This window comes from Planomonospora sp. ID91781 (assembly GCF_015711595.1).
In the GTDB taxonomy this organism is placed as follows: Bacteria; Actinomycetota; Actinomycetes; order Streptosporangiales; family Streptosporangiaceae; genus Planomonospora; species Planomonospora parontospora.
The window spans coordinates 2,550,493-2,573,584 of record NZ_JABTEY010000001.1 but is presented as its reverse complement, the minus strand read 5'-3'; the positions used below and the strand labels follow the sequence as shown (position 1 = coordinate 2,573,584).

At 74.0% G+C, this 23,092-nt stretch carries 18 protein-coding genes; 10 read left to right on the top strand and 8 right to left on the bottom strand.

The features are described 5' to 3' along the window. Positions 1–58: 58 nt before the first annotated feature. From HS048_RS11750 to HS048_RS11735, 4 genes are all read right to left on the bottom strand, one after another. Positions 59–1,249: a nitrate/nitrite transporter gene (locus tag HS048_RS11750; RefSeq protein ID WP_196466954.1), complete on the bottom strand. Its 1,191-nt coding sequence runs from the start codon at positions 1,247–1,249 to the stop codon at positions 59–61. A gap of 118 nt (positions 1,250–1,367) precedes the next feature. Beyond that, complete coding sequence (locus tag HS048_RS11745) at positions 1,368–3,419, bottom strand: carbohydrate binding domain-containing protein (protein ID WP_230880810.1); 2,052 nt, start codon at positions 3,417–3,419, stop codon at positions 1,368–1,370. An 84-nt stretch (positions 3,420–3,503) separates the two neighbouring features. Continuing rightward, a complete protein-coding gene (locus HS048_RS11740) occupies positions 3,504–4,913 on the bottom strand; it encodes a carbohydrate-binding protein (RefSeq protein WP_196466953.1) in 1,410 nt (469 codons plus the stop codon). Between the two features lie 8 nt (positions 4,914–4,921). Then, on the bottom strand, positions 4,922–6,523 hold the full coding sequence (locus HS048_RS11735; protein WP_196466952.1) for a chitinase: 1,602 nt from the start codon (positions 6,521–6,523) through the stop codon (positions 4,922–4,924). A gap of 699 nt (positions 6,524–7,222) precedes the next feature. Here HS048_RS11735 and leuE point away from each other — a divergent pair. Together leuE and HS048_RS11725 are read left to right on the top strand one after the other, a co-directional pair. Then, a complete protein-coding gene (gene leuE, locus HS048_RS11730; RefSeq protein ID WP_068895161.1) occupies positions 7,223–7,888 on the top strand; it encodes a leucine efflux protein LeuE in 666 nt (221 codons plus the stop codon). A gap of 330 nt (positions 7,889–8,218) precedes the next feature. Beyond that, positions 8,219–8,875, top strand: a complete 657-nt coding sequence (locus HS048_RS11725) for a VC0807 family protein (RefSeq protein WP_068895159.1) — start codon at positions 8,219–8,221, stop codon at positions 8,873–8,875. Positions 8,876–8,956: 81 nt separating this feature from the next. Here HS048_RS11725 and HS048_RS11720 read toward each other — a convergent pair whose 3' ends face one another. Then, on the bottom strand, positions 8,957–9,622 hold the full coding sequence (locus tag HS048_RS11720; protein ID WP_068895157.1) for a response regulator transcription factor: 666 nt from the start codon (positions 9,620–9,622) through the stop codon (positions 8,957–8,959). Between the two features lie 60 nt (positions 9,623–9,682). Beyond that, positions 9,683–10,924 (bottom strand): sensor histidine kinase, encoded by a 1,242-nt coding sequence (locus HS048_RS38800; RefSeq protein ID WP_068895155.1) that lies wholly within the window; start codon positions 10,922–10,924, stop codon positions 9,683–9,685. 263 nt (positions 10,925–11,187) lie between these two features. Here HS048_RS38800 and HS048_RS11710 point away from each other — a divergent pair, with 263 nt between their 5' ends. The 5 genes from HS048_RS11710 to HS048_RS11690 all read left to right on the top strand — a co-directional run bounded on the left by HS048_RS11710 (position 11,188) and on the right by HS048_RS11690 (position 16,058). Then, positions 11,188–11,829: a DedA family protein gene (locus HS048_RS11710; RefSeq protein WP_191895972.1), complete on the top strand. Its 642-nt coding sequence runs from the start codon at positions 11,188–11,190 to the stop codon at positions 11,827–11,829. Between the two features lie 268 nt (positions 11,830–12,097). Further along, on the top strand, positions 12,098–12,928 hold the full coding sequence (locus HS048_RS11705) for a DMT family transporter (protein WP_068895151.1): 831 nt from the start codon (positions 12,098–12,100) through the stop codon (positions 12,926–12,928). 139 nt (positions 12,929–13,067) lie between these two features. Next, positions 13,068–14,321 carry a glycosyltransferase gene (locus tag HS048_RS11700; RefSeq protein ID WP_374058759.1) on the top strand — a complete coding sequence of 418 codons (1,254 nt, stop codon included), beginning with the start codon at positions 13,068–13,070 and terminating at the stop codon, positions 14,319–14,321. Further along, positions 14,318–15,016 (top strand): DUF998 domain-containing protein, encoded by a 699-nt coding sequence (locus tag HS048_RS11695; protein ID WP_196466951.1) that lies wholly within the window; start codon positions 14,318–14,320, stop codon positions 15,014–15,016. The genes HS048_RS11700 and HS048_RS11695 overlap by 4 nt, the downstream gene beginning before the upstream one ends. A 109-nt stretch (positions 15,017–15,125) precedes the next feature. Then, entirely contained in the window at positions 15,126–16,058 is a 933-nt protein-coding gene (locus tag HS048_RS11690) for an acyl-ACP desaturase (protein ID WP_068895147.1), read from the top strand. Between the two features lie 6 nt (positions 16,059–16,064). Here the strand turns inward: HS048_RS11690 and HS048_RS11685 are convergent, their stop codons facing one another. Continuing rightward, positions 16,065–17,291, bottom strand: a complete 1,227-nt coding sequence (locus HS048_RS11685; protein WP_196466950.1) for an MFS transporter — start codon at positions 17,289–17,291, stop codon at positions 16,065–16,067. A gap of 265 nt (positions 17,292–17,556) precedes the next feature. Here HS048_RS11685 and HS048_RS11680 point away from each other — a divergent pair, with 265 nt between their 5' ends. Beyond that, positions 17,557–18,513 (top strand): endonuclease/exonuclease/phosphatase family protein, encoded by a 957-nt coding sequence (locus HS048_RS11680; protein ID WP_196466949.1) that lies wholly within the window; start codon positions 17,557–17,559, stop codon positions 18,511–18,513. A gap of 160 nt (positions 18,514–18,673) precedes the next feature. On the opposite strand, the gene HS048_RS11675 is transcribed toward HS048_RS11680, so the two are convergent. After that, positions 18,674–19,114, bottom strand: coding sequence for a hypothetical protein (locus tag HS048_RS11675; protein ID WP_068895141.1), 441 nt, complete (start codon positions 19,112–19,114; stop codon positions 18,674–18,676). A gap of 94 nt (positions 19,115–19,208) precedes the next feature. On the opposite strand from HS048_RS11675, the gene HS048_RS11670 reads away from it, so the two are divergent. Together HS048_RS11670 and HS048_RS11665 are read left to right on the top strand one after the other, a co-directional pair. After that, positions 19,209–19,895, top strand: a complete 687-nt coding sequence (locus HS048_RS11670) for a helix-turn-helix domain-containing protein (RefSeq protein WP_307832432.1) — start codon at positions 19,209–19,211, stop codon at positions 19,893–19,895. Between the two features lie 230 nt (positions 19,896–20,125). Continuing rightward, a complete protein-coding gene (locus HS048_RS11665) occupies positions 20,126–23,062 on the top strand; it encodes a PEP/pyruvate-binding domain-containing protein (RefSeq protein ID WP_230880809.1) in 2,937 nt (978 codons plus the stop codon). Positions 23,063–23,092: the final 30 nt, after the last annotated feature.

Here is a 23,092-nt window from a genome sequence, read left to right as displayed (position 1 = left end):
GACAACCACCCGGACGGGGAAACGAGACCTGTCTCCCAGGCTCGCGCGTCCCGTGCGGTCAGGTCCGCGCGCCGGGCCGGGCGGCGGCGGGGAACGCCCTGCGGGTGTAGACCAGGGCGGCCAGCGCGGTCGCGGCGAGCAGGACGTAGCCGACCGCGTAGGCCCCGAAGGCGGAGTAGACCACGCCCATGACCAGCGGCGGGAAGTAGCCGCCGAGTCCTCCGGCGGCGCCCACCAGGCCGGTCACGGTGCCCACCCGCGAGGGCTCGACGAGCTTGGCTACCAGGGCGAACACGCCGCCGGTGCCGAGGCCGAGGAAGAACGCCGTCAGCACGAAGGTGAGCCCGGCGGGGATCTCCGGGGGCGGTTCCAGCACCAGGACCAGCGCCATCACCGCGGTGCCCGCGAAGGAGGCGGTCAGCACCCTGACCGGGCCGATCCGGTCGGACAGGATCCCGCCGACCGGCCGGGCGAGCACCGCGGCCACGGAGAATCCGGCGGCGCGGAGTCCCGCGTCGGTCTGCGTGAACGCGTACACGCTCTGCAGCAGGGTGGGCAGGTAGGTGGAGAACGCGACGAACCCGCCGAAGGCGACGGCGTACAGGAAGGCGCACTGCCAGGTCGCCCTGATCCGCATCGCGTCGCGCATGCGGGGCAGCGCGGGCTCGGTGGACGGCCGCCAGTCGGGCGAGTCCCTGCTGAGGAGCAGCATCACGGCACCGGTGACCGCGAGGGCCGCGGCCATCAGCAGGTGGGTCTGGGTTCGGCCGACCGCCTCCACCAGGCGCGGGGTGAGGAAGGCCGACAGCGCGGTGCCGCCCATCCCGGCCCCGAAGACGCCGGTGGCGAAGCCCCTGCGGGCCGGTTCGTACCAGGCGTTGACGAACGGGACGCCCACGGCGAAGGAGGTGCCGGCGACGCCGAGCAGGAAGCCCCACAGCAGCAGCGCGCCGTACGAGCCGGACCAGCCGACGCCGAGCACCGGGATGATCGAGACGAAGCAGACGACGGCGAACATCAGGCGGCCGCCGAGGCGGTCGGCGAGCATGCCCATGGGGATGCGGCCGAGTGAGCCGACCAGGACGGGGATCGCGACCAGCATGGAGGTCTGGGTCGGCGACAGGCCGAGCTGCCCGCTGTAGGTCCTGGCCAGGGGCCCGATCAGGTTCCACGCCCAGAAGGTGACCGCGAACGCGGCCGTGGCGAGGATGAGGTTCGGCGTCTGGCCGCTGCGTGTTCCGTCCGGCATGCGGCCCTATTACCCGGGATGTCGTGGCTTCATGTGACCGGAGGGGCGGGAGTGTGACGGAGAGTGAGGGTGGGGCCTCGCCGCCGGGGATCCGTCTTCCCCGGCGGCGAGGAGATCGTCAGCCGAGCCGGTCGAGGTAGGCCCGGTGGCTGCGGGAGAACTCGTGGCCGTTGTACCGGTCCCAGTTGATGGACCAGGTCATCAGGCCGCGCAGGCGCGGGTAGGTCGCCTTCGGCCGGTACGGCCCGCAGTTCGCCCCCTTCGTCAGGCAGTCGAGGGCCTTGTGCACCTCGGCCACCGTGGTGAAGCCGTTCCCGGCCCAGGGCGCGGCGGGCAGGCCGATGGCGACCTGGTCCTGGCGCAGGGCGGGGAAGACGTTGGCCGGGTTCCCCGCGATGGGGAAGCCCGCGAGCAGCATGTCCGTCATGGCCACGTGGAAGTCGTGCGTGCCCATGGTGTGGTACTGCCCGTCCAGGCCCATGATCGGGCCGGAGTTGTAGTCCTGGACGTGCAGGAGCGTCAGGTCGTCGCGCATCGCGTGGACGACGGGCAGGTAGGACCCGGCCCGCCGGTCGGCGGAGCCGTTCGCGCCGGGGCCGTAGAACTGGTGGCCGAGCTGGACGAAGAACGTCTCCGGGGCCATGGTCAGCACGAACTTCGCGCCGTACTTCGCCTTGAGCGCCTTGAGCGCGGCGATCAGGTTGACGATCACCGGGGTGGTCGGGGCCCGCAGCGAGGTGTCGCCGGCGTCGAGGTAGAGGGAGTGGCCCTCGAAGTCGATGTCCAGCCCGTCGAGACCGTACCTGTCGATGATCGCGCTCACCGAGCGCACGAACGCGTCGCGGGCGGCGGCGGTGGTGAGCTGGACCTGGCCGTTCTGGCCGCCGATGGAGATGAGCACCTTCTTCCCGGCGGCCTGCTTGGCCCTGATCGCGGCGGTGAACTCGGCCTCGGACTCGACGTTCGGGCACTCGGCGGCCGGGCAGCGGGTGAAGCGGATGTCGCCGGAGGTCACCGAGGTCGGTTCGCCGAAGGAGAGGTTGATGATGTCCCACTCGTCCGGCACGTCGGCCATCCGGACGTAGCCGGAGCCGTTGGCGAACGAGGCGTGCAGGTAGCCGACCAGGAGGCGGCCGGCCGGCGGCGGGTCGCCGAGGGTGACGGAGATCTGGTTGGACCTGCCCGATTCACCGGTCGAGTTGTAGGCGCTCACCTGGTAGGTGAAGGTCCCCCCGCCGGGCCGGTCGGTGTAGGAGGGGGAGGCGGTGCCGGGGGCGGCGGTGCCCACCTTGACGCCGTTGCGGTAGACGTTGTACGCCTCCACGTACCCGTGAGCGGAGGGCTTCCACTTCAGCTCGACGGTCTCACCGCTCGCCTGACCGGTCAGGCCGTACGGCGGGTCGGGCGGAGGCGGCGGGCTGTCGTCGCCGACCACGACGGAGACCTGCGCGGACCTGGCCGTCTCGCCCGCCGCGTTGAGGGCGGTCACCTGGTAGCCGTAGGCGCCGGGCGGGAGGTTCTCCGTGTGGGTGGTCGACGTGGTCGACGCCACCTTGGCGCCGTCGCGGTAGACGTTGTAGCCCGTCGCCCGCTCGGCGGCGGTCCACTTCACCGTGGCGGCGGTGTCGGTGCCCGTGGCGGACAGGATGGCGGGGACGGCCGGGAGGCCCTGTCCGGGCGGGCCGTCCAGCACGATGTCGTCGGCCTGGTAGGCGCCCTGGCCGTACCAGCCGTTGACGTGGATCGTCACCGACCTGGTCGACGCGCCGGTGGTGAAGGTCCGGGTCAGCTGCGTGTAGGCGGAGGGAGAGGAGGCCCAGGTGCTGGTGTCGGTCGTGCCGGTGCCGCTCACGCCGAGGAACACGTAGCCGCCGCGGACCCACCCCGACAGCGTGTAGGACGAGGAGGGTTCGACGGTGACGGTCTGCTGGCAGCGCGCGGTGTCGCCGTCGGCGGGCGTGGCCTGCAGGGCCTTGGACCCGCCGTGCACCGGAGAGGAGACCGCCGCCGCGCCCGAGGACGCCGAACAGCTCCACCCGGCCAGCCCGTCCTCGAACCCGGGGTTGGTGGTGATGTTCGCGGCATGGGCGGGCGAGGCGGAGAGCGTCGCTCCGCCCAGCGCCAGGACGGCGAGCGCCGCCAGCCGCATCCGCGCCGATCGTTGGTTCATGACCTGCCTCACGAGGCTCTGCTGGGGGGTGTCGGAGGTGTACGGCCCGCACCCCCCGGGGGGCGGGGGCGCGGGCCGTACCGGCTAGAAGCCCGCGGTGATCCTGGTGAACTCCCACTCGGCCTGCGGGGCGCCGCCGCCGTTGACCCGGTCGCGGTTGGTCGACCAGAAGGAGAGCCTGGTCAGGCCCTTGGACTTGGCCCAGTCGCGGATCCGGGTCCACGTGGCCGGGGTGGTGGTCTCTCCCTGATCGGACTTGCCGTTCATGCCGGAGATGCCCATGTGCGCGTAAGCTTCGGCGTCGCTCCAGCCGAACGCGCTCTTCAGCGAGCTCTTCAGCCCTTCGGAGGCGTTGACCGTGTCCTGGTACATGTCGGTGCCGCCGAAGTTGAACGGCATGATCGTGTAGTTGTCGATCGGGACGTTCAGCGCCTTGGCCTGGTTGACCAGCCGGATGCCCGCGGCGCTCAGGCCCGTCTTGAACGTCGGGATGGTGACGACGATCTTCACGTTCGGGTTGTTCTGCCGGACGATCTTCAGGCCGTTGAGGATGCGGTCCTGGACGGTGTAGTTCTCGAACTCGTCGGTGTTCTCGATGTCGAAGTCGACCACCGCCGGGCCGTGGGCGTCGATGACCTTCTGCACCGCGCCGGCGAAGGCCTGCGGGGTGGAGCAGTTCGGGCCGAGCTTGTTGCCGCTCCAGCCGCCGAAGGAGATCTCGACGCTCCCGCCCTTGGACTTGATCGTGTTGATCGCGGAGGCGTCGGTGCCGCCGGTCAGCGGGCGCTGGCCGTCCCAGGCCGGGTTGCAGCCGTTCTGGGCCAGGATGAACGCCATCGTGAAGGACTTGACGCCGGTCGCGTCCATCACCGTGGCCGGGCTCGGCGGGTTGCCCCAGCCCATGTAGAGGTACGGCGCGCCGGGCAGCTTGCCGGGCGGGTCGGGGTTGGTGCAGCCGGTGGTGGTCCCGGTGACCTGGCTGCTGGCGACCGACTCGCCCTGCGCGTTGTAGGCCTTGACGGTGTAGGTGTGCGTCTCGCAGGTGCCCAGTCCGGAGATCGTGGCGCTGGTCCCGGTGACCTGCGCCTTCTGGGCGCCGCCCTCGTAGACGCGGTAGCCGGTCACGGTGCCGGACGACGCGCCCCAGGTCAGGGAGATGGCGGAGTTCGTGGTGCCGGTGACCGAGGGGGCGCCGGGCTGGCCGGGCGTGCCGGGCGGCGTGGTGGGGCCGCCGGTGGCGAGCTTCCACAGGGCCGGGACGTTCGGCGGCTCCCAGCCGGGCAGGGAGGTGTGGCCCTGGACGGCCTCGTACTCGGACCCGTTGTAGCTGACCCGGGCGCCGACGGCGTAGGCCGTCCAGGCCTGCCAGGCCGGGGCCGCGAACACGACGCTCGCGTGGGGGGCGGCGGTGGCGGCGGTGGCCGCGGCGGTCAGCCCGGCGGACGTCACTGCCACGGCGGAGAGTACGGCGACGGCCGTACGGCGTAGTCTCATGATCATTCCTAGGGGAGGGTGGCGAGGTGCGGCTTGACGGTCTTGGAGAAGTTCCAGTTGTTCGAGGCGTCCCAGTTGATCGACCAGGTCATCGCGCCGCGGATCCCCGGGTAGGCGCGCGGCGGGACGAAGCTGCCGCAGCCGGTCCGGGTGGCCAGGCAGGTCAGCGCCTGGTTGACCACGGACGGGGAGACGATGCCGCCGCCGGCCGCGCCGGGCCCGGAGGGCAGGCCGAGGGCGACCTGGTCGGGGCGCAGGCCGTTCTCCAGCTGGATGCAGGCCAGCGCGGTGAGGAAGTTGACCGTGCCCTGGGAGTAGGCGGCCATCTGGTCGCAGCCGAGCATGGCGCCGGAGTTGTAGTACTGGGTGTGGACGACGGTGAGGATGTCCTTGATGTTCAGCGCGAGCTTGAAGTACTCCGCGCCGGTCGACTGCATGTCGATGGTCTGCGGGGCCATCGTGATGATCAGGTCGGGGCCGGTCTTGGCGCGCAGCGCCCGCAGCGCCTGGCCCATGTAGGTGGCGTTGAGGCCGTTCTCCAGGTCGATGTCCACGCCGTCGAAGCCGTACGACTGCATGATGGCGTGGACGGTGTCGGCGAACCTGGTCGCCGCGGCGGCGCTGGCCACCTGCACGCGGCCCTTCTCGCCGCCGACGGAGAGGATGACCTTCTGTCCGCGTGACTGGAGGGTCTTGACGTCGGCCTTGAGCTGGGCATCGGTGTAGCCGCCGAGGGAGGCCGACAGGCCCGGGTCGACGGCGAAGGTGACCTCGCCGGGGGTGGAGGTGGCCTCGCCGAAGGAGACCGCGACCAGGTCGTAGGAGGTCGGCACCGCGGAGAGCCTGAGCTCGACGGCCTCGTTGTCGAAGTTGTGCCAGTAGCCGGTGAGGAAGTGCTTGGGCAGCGGGCTCGGCGTGCAGCCGGTGGTGGTGCCGGTCGCCTCGTCGCTGGCGGGCGACTCGCCTTCGGCGTTGTAGGCCTTGACGGTGTAGGTGTGCGTCTCGCAGTCGCCCAGGCCGGAGATCGTGGCGCTGGTCCCGGTGACCTCGGCCTTGCGGGTGCCGCCCTCGTAGACGCGGTAGCCGGTCACGGTGCCGGACGACTTGCCCCAGGTCAGGGCGATGCGCTTGCTGCCGCCGGTCGCGCTCGGGGTGCCGGGCCTGCCGGGCAGCACGGGGTCGGTCGGGCCGCCGCCGTCGCCGCCGCCGCAGTCGGCGCCGTTGAGCTTGCAGTTCGCGGGTACGGCCGCGGCCCCGCCGGGTGAGCCGAGGAAGCCGAAGCTCACGCTGGCGCCGGGGGCCAGGGTGCCGTTCCAGCCGAGGTTGGAGAAGGTGAAGTGCTGGCCGCTGCGGGTCAGGGAGGCGTCCCAGAAGGAGCCGACGTTCACTCCCGCCGGGAGGTCGAACTCGACCTTCCACGAGTTGATCGTGGCGGAGGTCCCGTTCTTGATCGTGTATCCGCCCTGGAAGCCGGAGCCCCAGTCGGCGGTCTTCGTGAAGGCGGCGGTGACCGCGGCGGGCTCGGCGGCCTGGGCCGGTGGCGCGACCGCCGTGCCCAGCAGGAGCGCCGCCAGGGCGACGGCGGATCGGGTGATGAGGCGGAATCTCACGTTGACCTCGATGACCTCGGTGGTTCGGTGGGGGGTGGCCGTACGGCTTGCGCCCCGCCGGGAGTCCCCCCGGTCGGGGGTCGGGGAGGGGCGGGGCGCGGGCCGTACGGCGGGGAGGGCTCGCCTCCGCGGATGCAGGAGGGCGGGTGCGAGCCGTGGTCCGGGTGACGGGCGGGGCGGTCCGGATGGAGTCCGCCGATCCGTCCGGCGTGCGGCTCCCGGCCGGCGTCGGGCCGACGTCGTGCCGGTGTCGCGGCGTCAGGCCGGTGTCACGGCGTCGGCGTCCGTGAGTTTGCCAGACTTGTCAGGACGAGTAAGACGGGAGGGCGCGCAGAGGCCGGGGCCGCCGCGGTCGGATCGGACGGTCGGGCCGTCCGGCCGTCCGGGCGCCGGGGGACTGCGGCTCTCCCATCCGGGTTATCGCAGGTATTCAGGGTTTACGGGGGATGCGAACGGGTCACGGCGACTCCCATTCGGTTCTTTTTTTAGGAAAGTTTCCTAAGAGTTGTGGCGATCGTAGCCTTGACAGCAGACCTCCACAAGACCCAAAGGGCGCGGCTTTCAACGCCCCAGCGAGGCGCGTTCCAAACGCCGCCGCCCGCGCTCGCGGGGGTGGAGTCACCCCGGGCCGCCGGACCGGTAAGCACCCAGCTGGGAGTACGGTGATGATGCCTTCCGCTTCGCCCCCTGGAGCACCACATGTTCTTCGGCATCACCGACCTCTGGACCTACGTCGCCGGTGCGTTCTTCATCATCCTGCTGCCCGGCCCCAACTCCCTGTACGTGCTGGCCACCGCCGCCCGGCACGGGGTGGCGCAGGGTTACCGCGGCGCGGCCGGGGTGTTCGTGGGCGACACGGTCCTGATGGCCCTCGCCGCGGCCGGGGCCGCCTCGGTGCTCAAGACGACGCCGCTGCTGTTCGCCGTCGTCAAGTACGCGGGCGCGGCCTACCTGGCGTGGATGGGCCTGCAGATGCTGCGCGGAGCCTGGCGGTCTCGGCGGGCCCCGGAGAGCGTGCAGGCCGAGGAGACCGCGCAGGCGGTGGCGGAGGCTGAGAGGGGCGCCGACCCGTTCCGCAGGGCGCTCGTCGTCAGCCTGCTGAACCCGAAGGCGATCCTCTTCTTCATCTCCTTCTTCATCCAGTTCGTGGACCCCGCCTACTCCAGCCCCGCCCTGTCGTTCCTGGTCCTCGGTGCCATCCTGCAGGTCTTCAGCATGCTGTACCTGACCGCACTGATCTTCGGCGGCACCTACCTCGCGGCGCAGTTCCGCCGGCGCCGCCGGCTGGCCGCGACCCTCACCGCCGTCGCGGGCGTCTTGTTCGTCGGCTTCGGCGCGAGGCTGGCCACCGCGTCGCTCGGCTGACCCGCCCGGGAGTCCGCCCGACCCGCAGCCTGACCCGCCGCCGGACCGTCCGCCGGGCCCTTCCGCTGAGCCGTCCGCCGGGCTCGCGGGCGATCCCCGGCCGGTATCGGCCCCCTCCGGAAAAGCGCCGGTTCCGGAACCGTCACCCATCGGGCATGGTTGCCTCATCGCCTCCTTTGCACTCCCGGCGGTCGGGTAGCGTGAGTCGCCGATCCACAAGGGAGTGACCCTCCCGTAAGCCCATGCGACATTCCCGGCATGTCTGGCAATCGTCTGCCGGGGTAGACGCCGGTCCTCCAGCGTCGTCGTTCCTCCGTCCAGTGGAGCGTGATGAACCACCCGCCCGTCACCCTGCCCCGTCTGACCGCGCTCCTGCGGCAGGCGGTGCCGCGCCTGCTGGAGGGCGTCGTCGCCCCCCTCGCCGTCTTCTACACCGCCTTCGCCCTGCTCGGCGAGGTCGGCGGGATGGCCGCGGCGATGACCTGGGTGTACGCGGGAGTGGGCTGGCGGCTGGTCCGGCGGGTCCCGGTGCCCGCGACGATGTACCTCGCCTCCCTGGCGATCACCCTGCGCGTGCTGGTCAGCATCTGGTTCGGCGGGGCGCAGTTCTACTTCCTCCAGCCCGAGCTGGGCACGATCTGCCTCAGCATGGTCTTCCTCGCCTCGGTGCGGCTCCGCCGGCCGCTGGTGCAGAAGCTCACGCTCGACTACGTCCATCTGCCCGCGGTGGTGCTGAAGCACGAGCGGGTCCGCCGGTTCTTCGCCCGGATCACCCTGCTGTGGGCCTTCGTCCTGCTGGCCAACTCCACGGTGAGCATCTGGCTGCTGATCCAGCAGTCGGTCGGCAGCCAGCTGCTGGTCGGCCCCTACCTGTTGATCCGCACCACGACGGTCGCCGTGATCACGGGCCTGGCCGCGGCCGTCTCCGTCTACGCCTTCCGCCGGGTGCTGCACCGGCTCCAGCAGGACCCGGCCCCCTCCGCCTGACACCCGGACCGGCCCGGTCCGCCCGGCCCCGGTCCCCCGGCCCTCACCACCTGAACACCCGGACCGGCCCGGCCCGTCCGGTCAGCCGGCCGCCTCCTGGTCGAGCAGCCCCGCCTCGTAGGCCCGGATCGCCGCCTGCACCCGGTTGCGGGCGCCCAGCCGGGTGAGGATCGCGCTCACGTGGGCCTTCACGGTCCCCTCCACCAGGTGGAGGCGGCGGGCGATCTGCGCGTTGGACAGGCCCGCCCCGAGCAGGGCCAGCACCTCCCGCTCACGCGGGGTGAGCCCGGCGATCTGGTCGCGGGCCGCCGCCGCCCGGGTCAGCCGGCCGCCGGTGAGCTCGGCGATGACCCGGCGGGCGATCCGCGGCGAGAGGTAGGCCGCGCCCTCCGCGGCGGCGCGGATCCCGGCCAGCAGCTCGCGCGGGTCCCCCGCCTTGAGCAGGAAACCCGCGGCACCCTCGCTCAGCGCCCGGGCGATGTACTCGTCCTCGCCGAACGTGGTCAGCATCAGCACGGCCGTCTCCGGCGCGACCCGGCGCAGCTCCGCGGCGGCCGCGAGGCCGTCCAGGCGGGGCATCCGGATGTCGAGCAGGGCGACGGCCGGACGGTGGGCGAGCACCAGGTCGACCGCCTCCCTCCCGTCACCCGCCTCGGCGACCACCTCGATCTCCGGATCGGCGGCCAGGATGGCCCGCACCCCCGCCCGGATCATGGCCTCGTCGTCGGCCAGCAGCACCCGGATCATCGTGCTCCGTTCTTCTCTCGGACGTTCTTCTCTCGGACGTTCTTCTCTCGGACGTTCCGCTCACGGACGTTCCTGCTCTCCGAGGTCCGCTTCGCGGAGGTCCGTCCCCGCGTTCCCCTCCTGAGGGCGTGCCGCGGCGGCGTCCTCCCCGGGGAACCGCGCGGTGATCCGGAAGCCGCCCGCGTGCGGGGCCGCCTCGAACGTGCCGCCCGCCAGCCGTACGCGCTCGCGCAGCCCCATCAGGCCCAGCCCGCCGCCGGGCGACCGCACGGCGGGGGCCGTCGCACCGCCCGGCGCGGGGTTGGCCACGGTCAGCTCGATCCCGCCGGGCCCGGTGACCACCTCGACCGTCACCGGGGCGCCGGGCGCGTGCTTGGCGACGTTGGTCAGCGCCTCCTGGACGATCCGGCAGGCCGTGCGGTCGCGGAGCCCGCCCTCACCGCGCAGTTCCACCCGCATGCCCGAATCCCGCGCCCGGTCCACGATCCCGGTGACGCTCTCCGCCGCCGGGGTCAGCGGCGCCTCGCCGTCCTCACGCAGGACGCCGATGACCCGGCGGAGGCGCTCGGTGGTGTCGGCGGCCGCCGCCCGCAGCTCCCCCGCCGCCCGGCGGTGCCGTTCGTCCAGGTCGGGCGCCATCTCCAGGGCTGCGGCCCGCAGGGCGATCAGTGCCAGGTCGTGGCCGATCGAATCGTGCATGTCCTGGGCGATCCGGTTGCGCTCGCGGAGCCGGACCTGACCGGCCACCAGGCGCCGTTCCCGGTCGTGCGCCTCGGCGCGCTGGCGCAGCAGCAGGCCGACCGACCAGGGCAGGACCGCGCTGAACAGCACGCCGGACAGGGCGGGGAACCAGAATCCGGAAATCGAGGGGTCGGGCGCCGGTCCGCAGGAGACGGCCAGGGCGCACAGGACTCCCGTGCCCAGGATCGCGGTGTAGGCCAGCGCGGCGGGGCGGGCACGGGCCGTCCGGCGGCCGACCCGGAAGCTGAGGGCCGCGATCGCGAGGGTGAACCCGTTCAGCGGGCCCAGCTTCACCGACTCGCCGATCCACGAGAGCTGGACGGTGACCACCCCGTAGCCGAGGTCCAGCGAGCCCGCGGCCAGGACCGCCAGCGCCGCGGCGAGCGGGGCCCGGCGGCGGGCGAGCACCGCGCCCGCCAGGATCGCCGCGCCCGCCGAGACCCCCCGCGCCCAGCCGTCCGAGGCGTCCCACCAGGCGATGAACGGAGGGGACGCGAGCAGCGGAGCGCACAGGACCGCCCAGATCAGCAGGTCCCGCCGGACCGACCGGGGAATCGTCACCCTGCGACGGTACAGGCGCGCCGATCACGCCTCCTCCGCCGGAGGTGCCGGACGCCCCCTGACGAAAGTCAGGGGTGGGAGGGGGCCGTTCGTGTGATGCCCGCGCGCCGGCGGAACCGGCAGAATCCATACGGTCGCCACGACGGAACCCTGAGGGATCTCAGGGGCTCCGCGCCGCCGGTTCAGGGATCCTCCCGGTTTCCCGCGGGACCGCGGGGCCGTCAGTGTGGCCTGGCAGATCCCCCTACGCATGGAGCTTCGTCGTGACCCAAGCCATCCTCGACGCGGTCCAGCAGGCGATGGCCTCGCCCTGGATCTATCTGGCGCTGTTCGCGCTGGCGGTGCTCGACGGCTTCTTCCCGATCGTGCCCGCCGAGACGTCCCTCATCACGGCGGGCGTGTTCGCCGCCTCGACCGGCGCGCCGGACCTGGCCCTGGTGATCGCGGTGGGGGCGCTGGGCGCCTTCACCGGCGACCACATCTCCTACGCCATCGGCCGGACCGCCAACGGCCGGCTGCGCGGCGGCAGGCGGACGGGCAAGGCCTTCGCCTGGGCGGAGCGGGCGCTGGCCGAGCGGGGCGGACTCGTCCTGGTGGTCGCCCGCTACATCCCCGGCGGCCGGACGGCCTGCACCCTGACCATGGGCGCGGTGGCCTACCCCCGCCGCTCCTTCGCCCTCTTCGACGCGGTCGCCGCCGCCTCCTGGGCCGTCTACTCCGCGCTGATCGGCTACGTGGGCGGCGCCGCGTTCGAGCACGACCCGATCAAGGGCCTGCTGCTCGGCCTCGGCATCGCCGTGACGATCACGGTGGTCGTCGAGGTGGTCCGGTACCTGCGGCACCGCCGGGCCTCCTCCCGGGAGGGGGCCCGGGAGTCCGAACCGGTCCTGGCCGCCTCCGACTGACCGGCGCCCGCCGGTTCCGCCGGGTGCCGGCCACCGGTCGCCGACGGTGGCGGCCGGTATCCGCCGGGCCGTGTGACGGCCCGGCGGGCTCTCGCCCCTTCGGGGCGGATCCCAGGGATCTCCCGGGAAACTCAGGGAGATCCCCCATGGCTCCGGTGTCCCGGCCGCGGGACGCTGCCAGTGGTTCACCGGAAGACCTCGTCCGGACGCCTCCGCGAGACGTCACGGTCATCTCGCCATGTCTTGATCTGCTCTGGGAGGAGTGCGCATGACTGTGCTCGCGGCCGGACTGGCACTGGTGGGATCTCTGTTCTTCGCCCTCGGCGCGGCGCTGCAGCAGTTCGAGGCGGCCCGCGCCTCCGGCCCCGCGCTCCGCCGCCTGCTGCGCCGCCCCCGGTGGCTGCTCGGCGGGCTCGCGATCGGCGCCGGCACGGCCCTGCACATCGTCGCGCTGAAGTACGGCCCGCTCACGGTGGTCCAGCCGATGGGCGTGGCCAGCCTCCTGTTCGCCCTGCCCTGCGCCGCCGCGCTGCGGCACCGCAGGCCCCGGCCCGGCGAGCTCGCCTCCGCCGCGGTGATCGCGATCGGGCTGATGGGCCTGGTCCTGGTGGTGCCCGAGCACACCGGCTCGCCGTACCTCGGCACCGGCGAGGCAGCGGTCCTGCTCGGGGGCGCGGCCGCCGTGTCACTGGTGCTGTGGGCCGCCGGGCGGCGGTCCTCCCCCGCGGCGCGGGCCGCACTGCTCGCGACCGCGGCGGGCGTGCTGTACGGCGCGACCGCCACACTCGCCCGGGTGCTGGTCGACGGCAACTGGGAGCCCTGGTTCCTGGCCGCCGTCCCGGTGCCCGCCCTGCTCGCGCTGGTCCTGCTGCAGCGCGCCTACGCCGTGGGCCACTTCGGCGTCGCGTTCGCCGCGCTCCAGGTGACCGACCCGCTCACCGCCGTCGCCTTCGGGGCCCTCCTGCTGGGTGAGCCGCTGCCCACCGGGGCGGTGAGCACACTCGTCGCCCTGGGGGCCGGAGCGCTCGCCGCCGCCGGGACGGTCGCCCTGGCCCGGACCACCCCGATGACCCCCGCACCCGACCCGGCTGCCCGATGACTCCCCCGAACCCGGCCGTGCCCGGCCGGATCAGACCCGGCCGGATCCGGCCGAACCTGGCTCGGCCCGGCTGAACCTCTACGAATCCCGATCAGCCCCAACGAATCCCAATGAACTCTGACGAACGGATCCTTCCCCCATGGTCATGACCCCCTCCATGCCCTCCTCCGCCGTGTCCACCGCCGAGCCCCTTCCCGCCGGGTCCCCCTCCTCGCCGGGCTCCTCCGGCACCCGGCCGTGCCGGGTCCTGATCGGGACCGACACCTACCCGCCGGACGTGAACGGCGCCGCCTACTTCACCCACCGGCTGGCCCGGGGCCTCGCCCGGCGGGGCAACGACGTCCACGTGGTCTGCGCCTCGGAGACCGGCCCGGCCAGGACCGAACACGTCGACGGGGTGACCGTGCACCGGCTGCGCTCGGCGCCGGTGCTCGTTCACCCGACCATGCGCATCTCGGTGCCGGCCAGGCTCGACCGGCTGGTCGCCGCGATCGCCCCCGACGTGGTCCACGTCCAGGGGCACTTCGTGGTCGGCCGTGCGGCGATCTCGGCCGCCCGGCGGGCGGGCGTGCCCGTGGTCGCCACCAACCACTTCATGCCCGACAACCTCTTCCAGTTCGCGCACGTGCCCGAGCCGCTCCGGGACCGGGCGGGCGACCTCGCCTGGCGCGACTTCAACCGGGTCTTCTCCCGGGCGGACCGGATCACCACCCCGACCCGCATCGCGGCCGGGCTGCTCGCCGGCAAGGGCTTCAGCCGTCCCGTGGAGCCGGTCTCCTGCGGCATCGACCTCAGCCGGTTCCGGCCCCGCAAGGAGCCCCGGGCGTGGGCGCGCAAGGCCGTGGACCTGCCCGACCGCCGGACCGTGCTCTTCGTCGGGAGGCTGGACGAGGAGAAGCGGCTGGACGAGCTCATCCGGGCGCTGCCGTACGTCCTCAACGGGACCGACGCGCAGCTCGCGCTGGCCGGCACCGGCGGGCGGCGGGCCTCGCTGGAGCGGCTGGCGCGGCGCATCGGCGTCGGCGACCGCGTCACCTTCCTGGGGTTCGTCCCGGACGACATGCTGCCCGACGCCTACGCCGCCGCCGACGTGTTCGCCATGCCGGGCGTGGCCGAACTGCAGAGCATCGCCACGCTGGAGGCGATGGCCGCCGGGCTGCCGGTGGTCGCCGCCGACGCGATGGCCCTGCCCCACCTGGTGCGGCCCGGGGAGAACGGCCACCTGTACCGTCCCGGCGACGTCCACGGCCTGGCCCGCCACCTGACCGCGCTGCTCGAGTCCCCTGCCCTGTGCGCCGCCATGGGGGCGGCGAGCCGTGAGATCGCCCTGACCCACGACCACCAGGCCTCCCTGGCCCGGTTCGAGGAGATCTACCGGGAGGTCGCACGGTGAGCGGCCGGGGCGGAACCCTCGGCAACGGTGGGGAGCTCGGCAGGGGCGGGGCCGTGCTCGCGGCGGTGGCGATGGGCTACGCGCACCTGGCCGCCGGCGGGGCCGTGGACCCGATGGGCGACCTGGTCAGCGACTACGCGCTGCACGACGCCACCGCCTGGGCGCTGGTCGGCGGCACGCTCGCGCTGGCCTCGGCCTGCCTGTGGACCGCGTACGGCCTGGCCCGGACGGACCCCGCCCGCAGCGCGGCCGCCCGCGTGCTGCTCGTCGCCGGCGCGCTCGGCCTGCTGCTGACCGCGGTGTTCCCCACCGACGCCGCGCCGGGGGTCACCTCGATCGCCGGGGAGATCCACCGCTGGTCGGCGGCCGTGGTGTTCACCGCGCTGCCGTGCGCGGGCCGGCTGCTCGGCCGCCGGTCCGGCGGGGTCGCGCTGCCGGCGGTGAGCGCGGCCTGCGTGGCGCTGCTCGCCCTGTTCCTGGCGGCGCACCCGGGCTCCCCGATCGCGGAGCCGATCGGCGGGCCGGGCTACTACGGCCTGGTCGAGCGCCTGCTGCTGCTGGCCGAGATCACCCTGGTCTTCCTGGCCGCGGGGCACGCCTCCGGCAGGGCCCTGCCGGAGGCCGCCGGGCGCCCGCCGCGGCGTCCGGCCGCCGCCCGGCACGGGTCCGGGGCACCGGTCCTCCAGCACAAGTAGGAAAACCACAAACCACGGGCCAATAAATAGGGTCGTTCACACTAACCGGGCGCACTTTTACCTACGCTAACGTAGGTTACGGTTCCGTAATCTGCGAGGGAGAAGCCCCATGCGAGAGTTCAGTCAGACCGAGCTGCTGCTTGAGCTTGAGCCCGTCGTCGCCGGGGAGCTGGACCGGCACCTGAAGGTCGCCAAGGAGTGGTTCCCGCACGAGTACATCCCGTGGTCCGAGGGCAGGGACTACGACGGTGTGTTCGGCGGCGAGCCCTGGTCTCCGACCGACTCGGAGATCCCCGAGGAGGCGCGCATCTCCCTCATCGTGAACCTGCTGACCGAGGACAACCTCCCCAGCTACCACCACGAGATCGCCACGACCTTCGGCCGCGACGCGGCCTGGGGCACCTGGGTGCACCGCTGGACCGCGGAGGAGGGCCGCCACGGCACCGCGATCCGCGACTACCTGACGGTCACCCGCGCCGTGGACCCGGTCGCCCTGGAGCGGGCCCGGATGACGCACATGGGCGAGGGCTTCACCAACTCCTACGAGGGGGTGCTCCACTCGCTGGCCTACGTCTCGTTCCAGGAGCTGGCGACCCGCATCTCCCACCGCAACACCGGCAAGGCCTCCCAGGACCCGAACTGCGAGCGCCTGCTCGCCAAGATCGCGGCCGACGAGAACCTGCACATGCTCTTCTACCGCAACCTGCTCAACGCGGCCTTCCAGCTCACCCCGAGCCAGACCATGCGCGCCGTGACCGACGTGGTCACCACCTTCCAGATGCCCGGCACCGGCATCGAGGGCTTCACCCGCAAGGCCCTCGTCATCGCCAACGCCGGCATCTACGACCTGCGCCTGCACCTCGACGACGTGCTCATGCCGGTCCTGCGCCAGTGGGCCGTCTTCGACATGGGGGGGCTCGACGCCGAGGGCGAGAAGGCCCGCGAGGAGCTCGCCGACTTCCTGGCCCGGACCGAGGTCACCGCCTCGCGCTTCGTCGAGCGCCGCGAGGCCCGCCGCGCCGCCCAGGCCGCCCGCGCCTGACGGGCGTCAGGAGGCCGAGACCAGCTCCCGGGCCCGGACGGCGCCGCCCGCGGGGGCGAGGCGCCGCAGGAAGGCCAGGACCAGCAGGGCGGCCAGGCCGGTGGTGACCGGCGGGACCAGGAACGCGAAGCCGGTGCCGAACCGGTCCACGAGCTGGCCCGCCACCGCCGCGCCGGTGGCGATGCCCAGGCCGATCGCGCCGTTGAGCCAGGTGAACGCCTCGGTCCTGACCTCGGCGGGGACCAGCTGCTCCACCAGGGTGTAGCCGGTGATCACCGCGGGGGCGATGACGAACCCGGCCAGGGCCGCCGTGCCGTACAGCACCGGGACGGACCCGGCGGAGGTCAGCGCGACCGTCGCCGCGGAGAGCAGGCCGACGGCCGCCGCCAGCCGGTGCGCGGCCCCGGCCTTCCAGCGGACGAGCCCGTAGAGGGCGCCGCCCACCAGGCTGGCGCCGGAGAAGGTCGCGTAGACGGGTCCCGCCGCCCCGGCCTGGCCGAGCGCGGCCGTCGAGGAGGTGATGCCGACCTGCAGGCTGCCGAAGACCGTGCCGAGTGCGACGAACGCGGTCGCGAGCACGGCCACGCCGCGCAGCCGGAGCACGCCCCGCCGGGAGCGGACCCGGACCGGCATCGGCTCGGGGGCGCCCCTGCGGACCGCGGCGAACGCCAGCGTGCCGGCCACGACCATGACCAGCGCCGCCAGCAGCGCCCAGACGGGTGAGAACCCGGTCGACAGGGCCACCAGCAGCACCGGGGCGACGGTGAAGGTCAGCTCGTCGGTGATCGACTCCAGCGCGAAGGCCGTGCCCAGCTTCGCCGAACCCTCCGAGCCGCCGAGCACGTGGGCCCACCGGGTCCGGACCATGGAGCCGACCTGCGGCATCGAGCCGCCCGCCAGGGCCGAGACGGCCACCAGCAGGGCGCCCGGCGCGTGCGCGGCGGCGAGCGCGAGCAGTCCGCCCAGTGCGGCGGCGTGCGCGAGGACCTGGGGGACGAGCACCCTCGCCTGGCCGTACCGGTCGGCGAGGCGGCCGGTCTGCGGGCCGATCAGCGCCTGCGCCACGGCGGCGGCCGCGGAGGCGATGCCCGCCGCGCCGTACGAGCCGGTGGACCAGTGCACGAGCAGGAGGATGCCGAGCTGCAGCATGGCGTACGGCAGGCGGGCGACGAACGCGGGGGCGAGGAACCGCCAGGCTCCGGGCGTGCCGAGCACCGCGAGGTAGGACTTCACTGAGACGTCTCCGTCGAGATTCCAGACGGAGGACGCGGCCCGGACCCGGGAGCGCACCGTCGTGGTGGGCTTCGACCGAGGTAGATACCGCCCCTTTCAGGTGGCGGCCGCCGGGCGGTCATTACGTGTATGCGTTCACAACGCATCGAAGGGCTATGTTATGCCATGAAACGGACTCTCCGCTCATCGTCCGTGACCGGTGGATCGTCAGGATCCGCTATGGATCTTCACGGAATCTGCACGGACGGCCGATACGCTCCGCCTCATGATCCGATCGAGGTGGGCGGGCGCGCTGGCCTGGGCGGCGCTGCTGCCGTTCGCGGGCTGGGCGGTGCTCAGGGCCACCGGCTGGACCCCAGTGTGGCAGTGGGTGGCGCTGGTGGCGTTCACCCCCTATGTGGCCGCGGCCTCGGGGGCGCCGCTGCTGCTGGCCCTGGGGCTGCGCCGCCGGGCGGCGGCGGCCGTCGCCCTCGTGGTGAGCGCCGTGCTCGCACTCGCCGTGCTCCCCCGCCACTTCGCCGACGGAGACCCGCCCGCCGGGCCGCAGCGGCTGCGGGTGCTCGCCGCGAACCTGAAGGTGGGCGCGGGCGACACCGCGGCTCTCATGCAGCTGGTGCGGGCCCTCGACCCCGACGTGCTCACGCTGCAGGAGCTCACCCCGGGGGCGGTCGGGCGCCTGGAGGCGGCCGGGCTGCGCACCCGCCTGCCGTACGCCGTCGACCGTTCCCACGCCGGGGTCTCGGGGTCGGGCGTCTACTCCCGGCACCGCCTCTCCGAGCTGCCGCTGATCGACAAGGGCCGGTTCCGGCAGGCCCGGGCCGTGGTCGAGCACCCGTCGGGGCGGCGGATCGAGGTCGTCTCCGTGCACCCGTGCGCACCGAGCTACGACTACAAGATGCCGTGCTGGGCCGACGGGCTGCGGGCACTGCCGCGTGCGGGCGGGGAACTGCGGGTGCTCGCCGGGGACTTCAACGCCACCCTCGACCACCCGCCGGTGCGCGACCTGCTCGACAGCGGTTACCGCGACGCGGCCGACGCGACCGGTCAGGGGCTGACGGCGACCTGGCCGCAGCACGGACTGCACCGGGAGTGGGGGTCGGTCCCCGGCGTGACCATCGACCACGTGCTGGCCGACGCCCGGATGGCGGTGGACGCCTTCAGCGTGCACTCCCTGCCGGGCACCGACCACCGCCCGGTCTTCGCCGACCTGCGGCTGCCCTGACCCGCCCTCCCGGACTCCGGGGGTCGGCGGGCGGGAACGGCCCGCGAGCCGTGCCCGCCTCCCGGAGCGGCGGGTGGCGGAGCCGCGAGCCGGTCCCGTCTCCCCGGAGCGGCAGGCGGCCGAGCCGCGAGCCGTGCCCGCCCGGAGATCCGGCGGCCGCTCAGGACGAGGAGCCCCCGCGCCGGGACGGTTCGTAGCGGGAGGCGAGCAGGGCGAGCGCCACCGCGGCGGCGAGCAGGCCGAAGTCGCGCAGGGCGACGTCGTAGAAGCCCGGGACGGTCAGCAGGTTGACGATGATCCCGGCGAGCCAGGCGGCGACGAGCAGGCCCCCGAACCTCGGGGCCAGCGCGACCGCGATCCCGGCGACGATCTCGATGACGCCGACGCCGTACATGGCCTGCCGGGCGGTGCCGGGGACGAGGGAGTCGATCCACGGCGCGAGGTAGGCCGGCCAGTCGGCGAGCAGGCCGGTGAACTTGTCGATCCCGAACAGGACCGGCGCCGCGGTGAAGACCGCGCGCAGCAGCAGGTAGGCCCGGTAGGCGGTGTCGGCCGGGATGGCCGGGCCGGAGGAACCGATGGGTGACACACGAGCGGTCATGGCACTTCTCCTCTAAAAACAGGATTGGCTTCAGTTAGAAAGCTAGACCTCCGGCTCTGTTTCGTCAACGAGAACTGGTTATAGAGTGATCGGTGTGGAAGAGCGCAGGATCGCCCGGATCTCCGCCGTCGCCGCACTCGACGAGCCGACGCGCCGGCAGGTGTACGAGCACGTCACCGGGGGGCGGGAGCCGGTCAGCCGCGACGAGGTCGCCGCCGCCCTGGGGCTGCCGCGCACGACCGCCGCCTTCCACCTCGAACGGCTCGCGGGCCAGGGCCTGCTCGACGTCGTCTTCGAACGGCGCACGGGCCGCACCGGCCCCGGCGCGGGCCGCCCGGCCAAGCTGTACCGCCGCCCGGCCTGCGACATCGCGGTCTCCCTGCCGGAGCGCCACTACGACCTGGCCGGCCTCCTGCTGGCCGACGCCCTCGTCGAGGCCGAACGCTCGGGCGACACGCCCCGGGCCGCCCTCGACCGGCGCGCCCACCGGCTGGGCGTCGAACTCGGCGGGGCCGCGCGCGCCGCCGATGGCCGGGCCCCCCGGACGGCCGCACTGGACGCGCTCGCGGAGCACGGCTACGAGCCCGTCGTCGAGGACGGCGACGTCGTCCTGCGGAACTGCCCCTTCCACCGGCTGGCCCGGGAGCACACCGAGCTGGTGTGCGGGATGAACCTCCGTCTGCTCGACGGGTTCCTGGAGGGCCTGGGCGCCCCCGGCCTGACCGCCCGCCTCGCCCCCTCCCCCGGCCACTGCTGCGTGCGCCTGCGTCCCGCTCCCTGACCGGCCCCGGTCACGCCTCTCCTCCACCGACCGCCCGCTCCTTCCTGGACGGGTGGCGGGTGGCGACCCTCGCCCCCGCCTCCGAGGCCGAGCCCTCCGACCCGGGCATCGGACCGGGTCACGGCCACCCCGGGGGATCCCGCATGCCCGAAGAGCACGAAAAGGCCATATTTCATCACTTGTTGATTTATTGTGCGGGGCAGGCTTACCGTTGCCGTAGGAGGCGTGCCATGGAGATTCCGCTGGTCCTGAGGTTCGAGGAGATCGACGCCGGGATGCTGCCGCTCGTCGGCGGCAAGGCGGCCAACCTCGGCGTGCTCACCGCGGCCGGGTTCCCGGTCCCGCCCGGCGTCTGCCTCACCACCGAGGCCTACCGCCGGGTCACCGAGCGGTCCGGGTCGCTGGAGGCCGCGCTCGACGCCCTGGAGGTGACCTCCCCCACCGACACCCGGGCCCTGGCCGAGCTGGCCGGCACCGCCCGCGCCGCCGTGCTCTCGGCCCCGGTCCCCGAGGAGGTCGCCGACGCCGTACGGCGCAGCGCGCACGGCCCCGTCGCGGTCCGCTCCTCCGCCACCGCCGAGGACCTCCCGGACGCCAGCTTCGCCGGGCAGCAGGACACCTTCCTGAACGTGGTCGGGCCGGAGGCCGTGCTGGAGGCGGTCCGGCACTGCTGGGCCTCGCTCTGGACCGACCGGGCCGTCGCCTACCGGGCGGCGAACGGCGTCGCCCACCGGAGCGTGCGACTGGCCGTCGTGATCCAGGAGATGGTGCAGGCCGAGGTCGCCGGGGTGATGTTCACCGCCGACCCGGTCACCGGGCGGCGTCGCCAGGCGGTGATCGACGCCGCTCCCGGCCTGGGCGAGGCGGTCGTCTCCGGTGCGGTCAACCCCGACCGCTTCACGGTGGACGTCGCGACCGGGCGGATCACCGACCGGCGGGCGGGCGACAAGCGGCTGGCCGTACGGTCGCGGGCGGGCGGCGGCGTCGAGCACGTCGAGACCCCGGCGGCCGGAAGGGCGGACGAGAGGGCGGCGGCCGGAACGGCCGGCGGGAGAACGGCGGACGGGACCGCGGGCGGGATGAACGGGATCGCGACCGGGGCGGCGGGCCCGGCGGCGGAGGGGACCCCGGACGGGGCAGAGGGCGCGTTCTGCCTCACCGACGGGCAGGCCCGGGCCCTGGCCGAGCTGGGCGACCGGGTCGAGGAGCACTACGGGGCGCCGCAGGACATCGAGTGGGCCGTCGACTCGGACGGCGCCCTCCGGCTCACCCAGTCGCGCCCGATCACCACCCTGCACCCGATCCCCCGCCACGCCGGTCCGGACGAGGCGGCGGACGCCTCCGCCGACCTCGACGACGGGCTCCGGATCCACGTCTGCCTCAGCCTCGCCCAGGGCCTCCACCAGCCGATCACCCCGATGGGCATGGCCGCCTTCCGGCTGATGTCGTCGGCCGCGCTCGGCCTGCTGGGACACCCGGTGGCCGATCCCCGGGCCGGGGCGCCGCGGTTCGCCGAGGCGGGCGGGCGGCTCTTCCTGGACGTCACCGGGATCATGCGCAGCCGCGTGGGCCGGGCCGTCCTCCCCCGGGTGCTCGACGTGATGGAGGCCAGGTCGGCGGTGGTCCTGCGGGCCCTGGCTGCCGATCCCCGGTTCGGCGTGACCCGGCGGTCCGTGCGTCCCGCCCTGCGCCGGGCCCTGCGGGTCGCGGGCCGCTACCGGGTCCTGCCGCGCGCGCTGCGGGCGCTGCTGCGGCCCGAGAGCGCGCACCGGCACGCACGGGCGACCGAGTCGGCCCTGCGGGCGCACCTCGCCTCCCCGCCGGACGCCACCGCGCTCCAGCGCCTCGACCGGGCCGAGCTGATCCTGAGCCGCTGGACGTTCCGGCTCGTCCCGGAGGTGGCTCCGGGCCCGCTGGCCGGGTTCGCCATGTTCGGTCTGGCCGTGCGGCTGCTGGGCGGCCGCGCCCGGCCCGGCGAGTTCCCGACCGTGCTGCGCGGCCTGCCGCGCAACGTGACCACCGAGATGGACCTGGCCCTGTGGCACCTGGCGGCCCGGATCCGCCGGGACGCCCCCGCTGCCGCCCTGCTCCTGGGCACCCCCGCCGCCGAGCTCGCCGCGCGCTTCCACGCGGGGGCACTGCCCGCCGTGGTGGAGGAGGGCCTGCGGGAGTTCCTGCGGGAGTACGGCGTGCGCGCGGTCGCCGAGATCGATCTCGGGGTGCCCCGCTGGTCGGAGGACCCGGCGCACGTCATCGGCGTGCTGGCCAACTACCTGCGGCTGGACGACCCGGCCCTGGCCCCCGACGTGCAGTTCGCCCGGGGCGCCGCCGAGGCGGAGGCCGTGGTGGAGGGTCTGGCGGCCCGGGCCGGCGGGTTGCGGGGCCGGGTGGTGCGCTTCGCCCTCGGCCGCGCCCGCGCCCTGTGCGGGCTGCGCGAGTTCCCCAAGTTCCTGCTGGTCACGTCCCTTGCCGCGGCCCGTGCGGAGCTGGCCGCCGTCGGCGCCGAGCTGGCCGGGCGCGGCCTGCTCGCATCCCCGGACGACGTCTTCTTCCTGACCCTGCGGGAGGCCCGCACCGCCCTGACCGGATCCGATGCCCCGGCCCGCCCCGGCGCCACGGCCGGGGCGGGCGCGCCGGAGGGATCCGGACCCTCGGCCGGGACCCGGGCTCCGGGCGGATCCGGGCCGTCCGCCGGGCCGGGGGCGCTGCGCGCGCTCGTCGCCGGGCGGCGCGAGGAGGCCGCCCGCGAGCGCCGCCGCAGGCACGTGCCGCGCGTGCTGCTGTCCGACGGGACCGAGCCGGAGGCCGTCGCCGGTGCCGCCGCGGCCGCGGACGGCGCGCTGACCGGGACCCCGGCCTCGGCGGGCAGCGTCACCGGCCTCGCCCGGGTGGTCCTCGACCCGGTGGGCGCGCACCTGGAGCCCGGCGAGATCCTCGTCTGCCCGTCCACCGACCCCGGCTGGACCCCGCTGTTCCTGACCGCGGGCGGCCTGGTGATGGAGATGGGCGGGGCCAACTCGCACGGCGCGGTGGTCGCCCGCGAGTACGGCATCCCGGCGGTCGTCGGAGTGGCCCGCGCGACCGGGCGGGTCGTCACCGGTCAGGAGATCACCGTGGACGGCACCTCCGGCACGGTCGCCGTCTCCGTCCCGCCCGCCGCGTCCTGAGCGGGGACGCCGTACGGCCCCGGTCGGCGC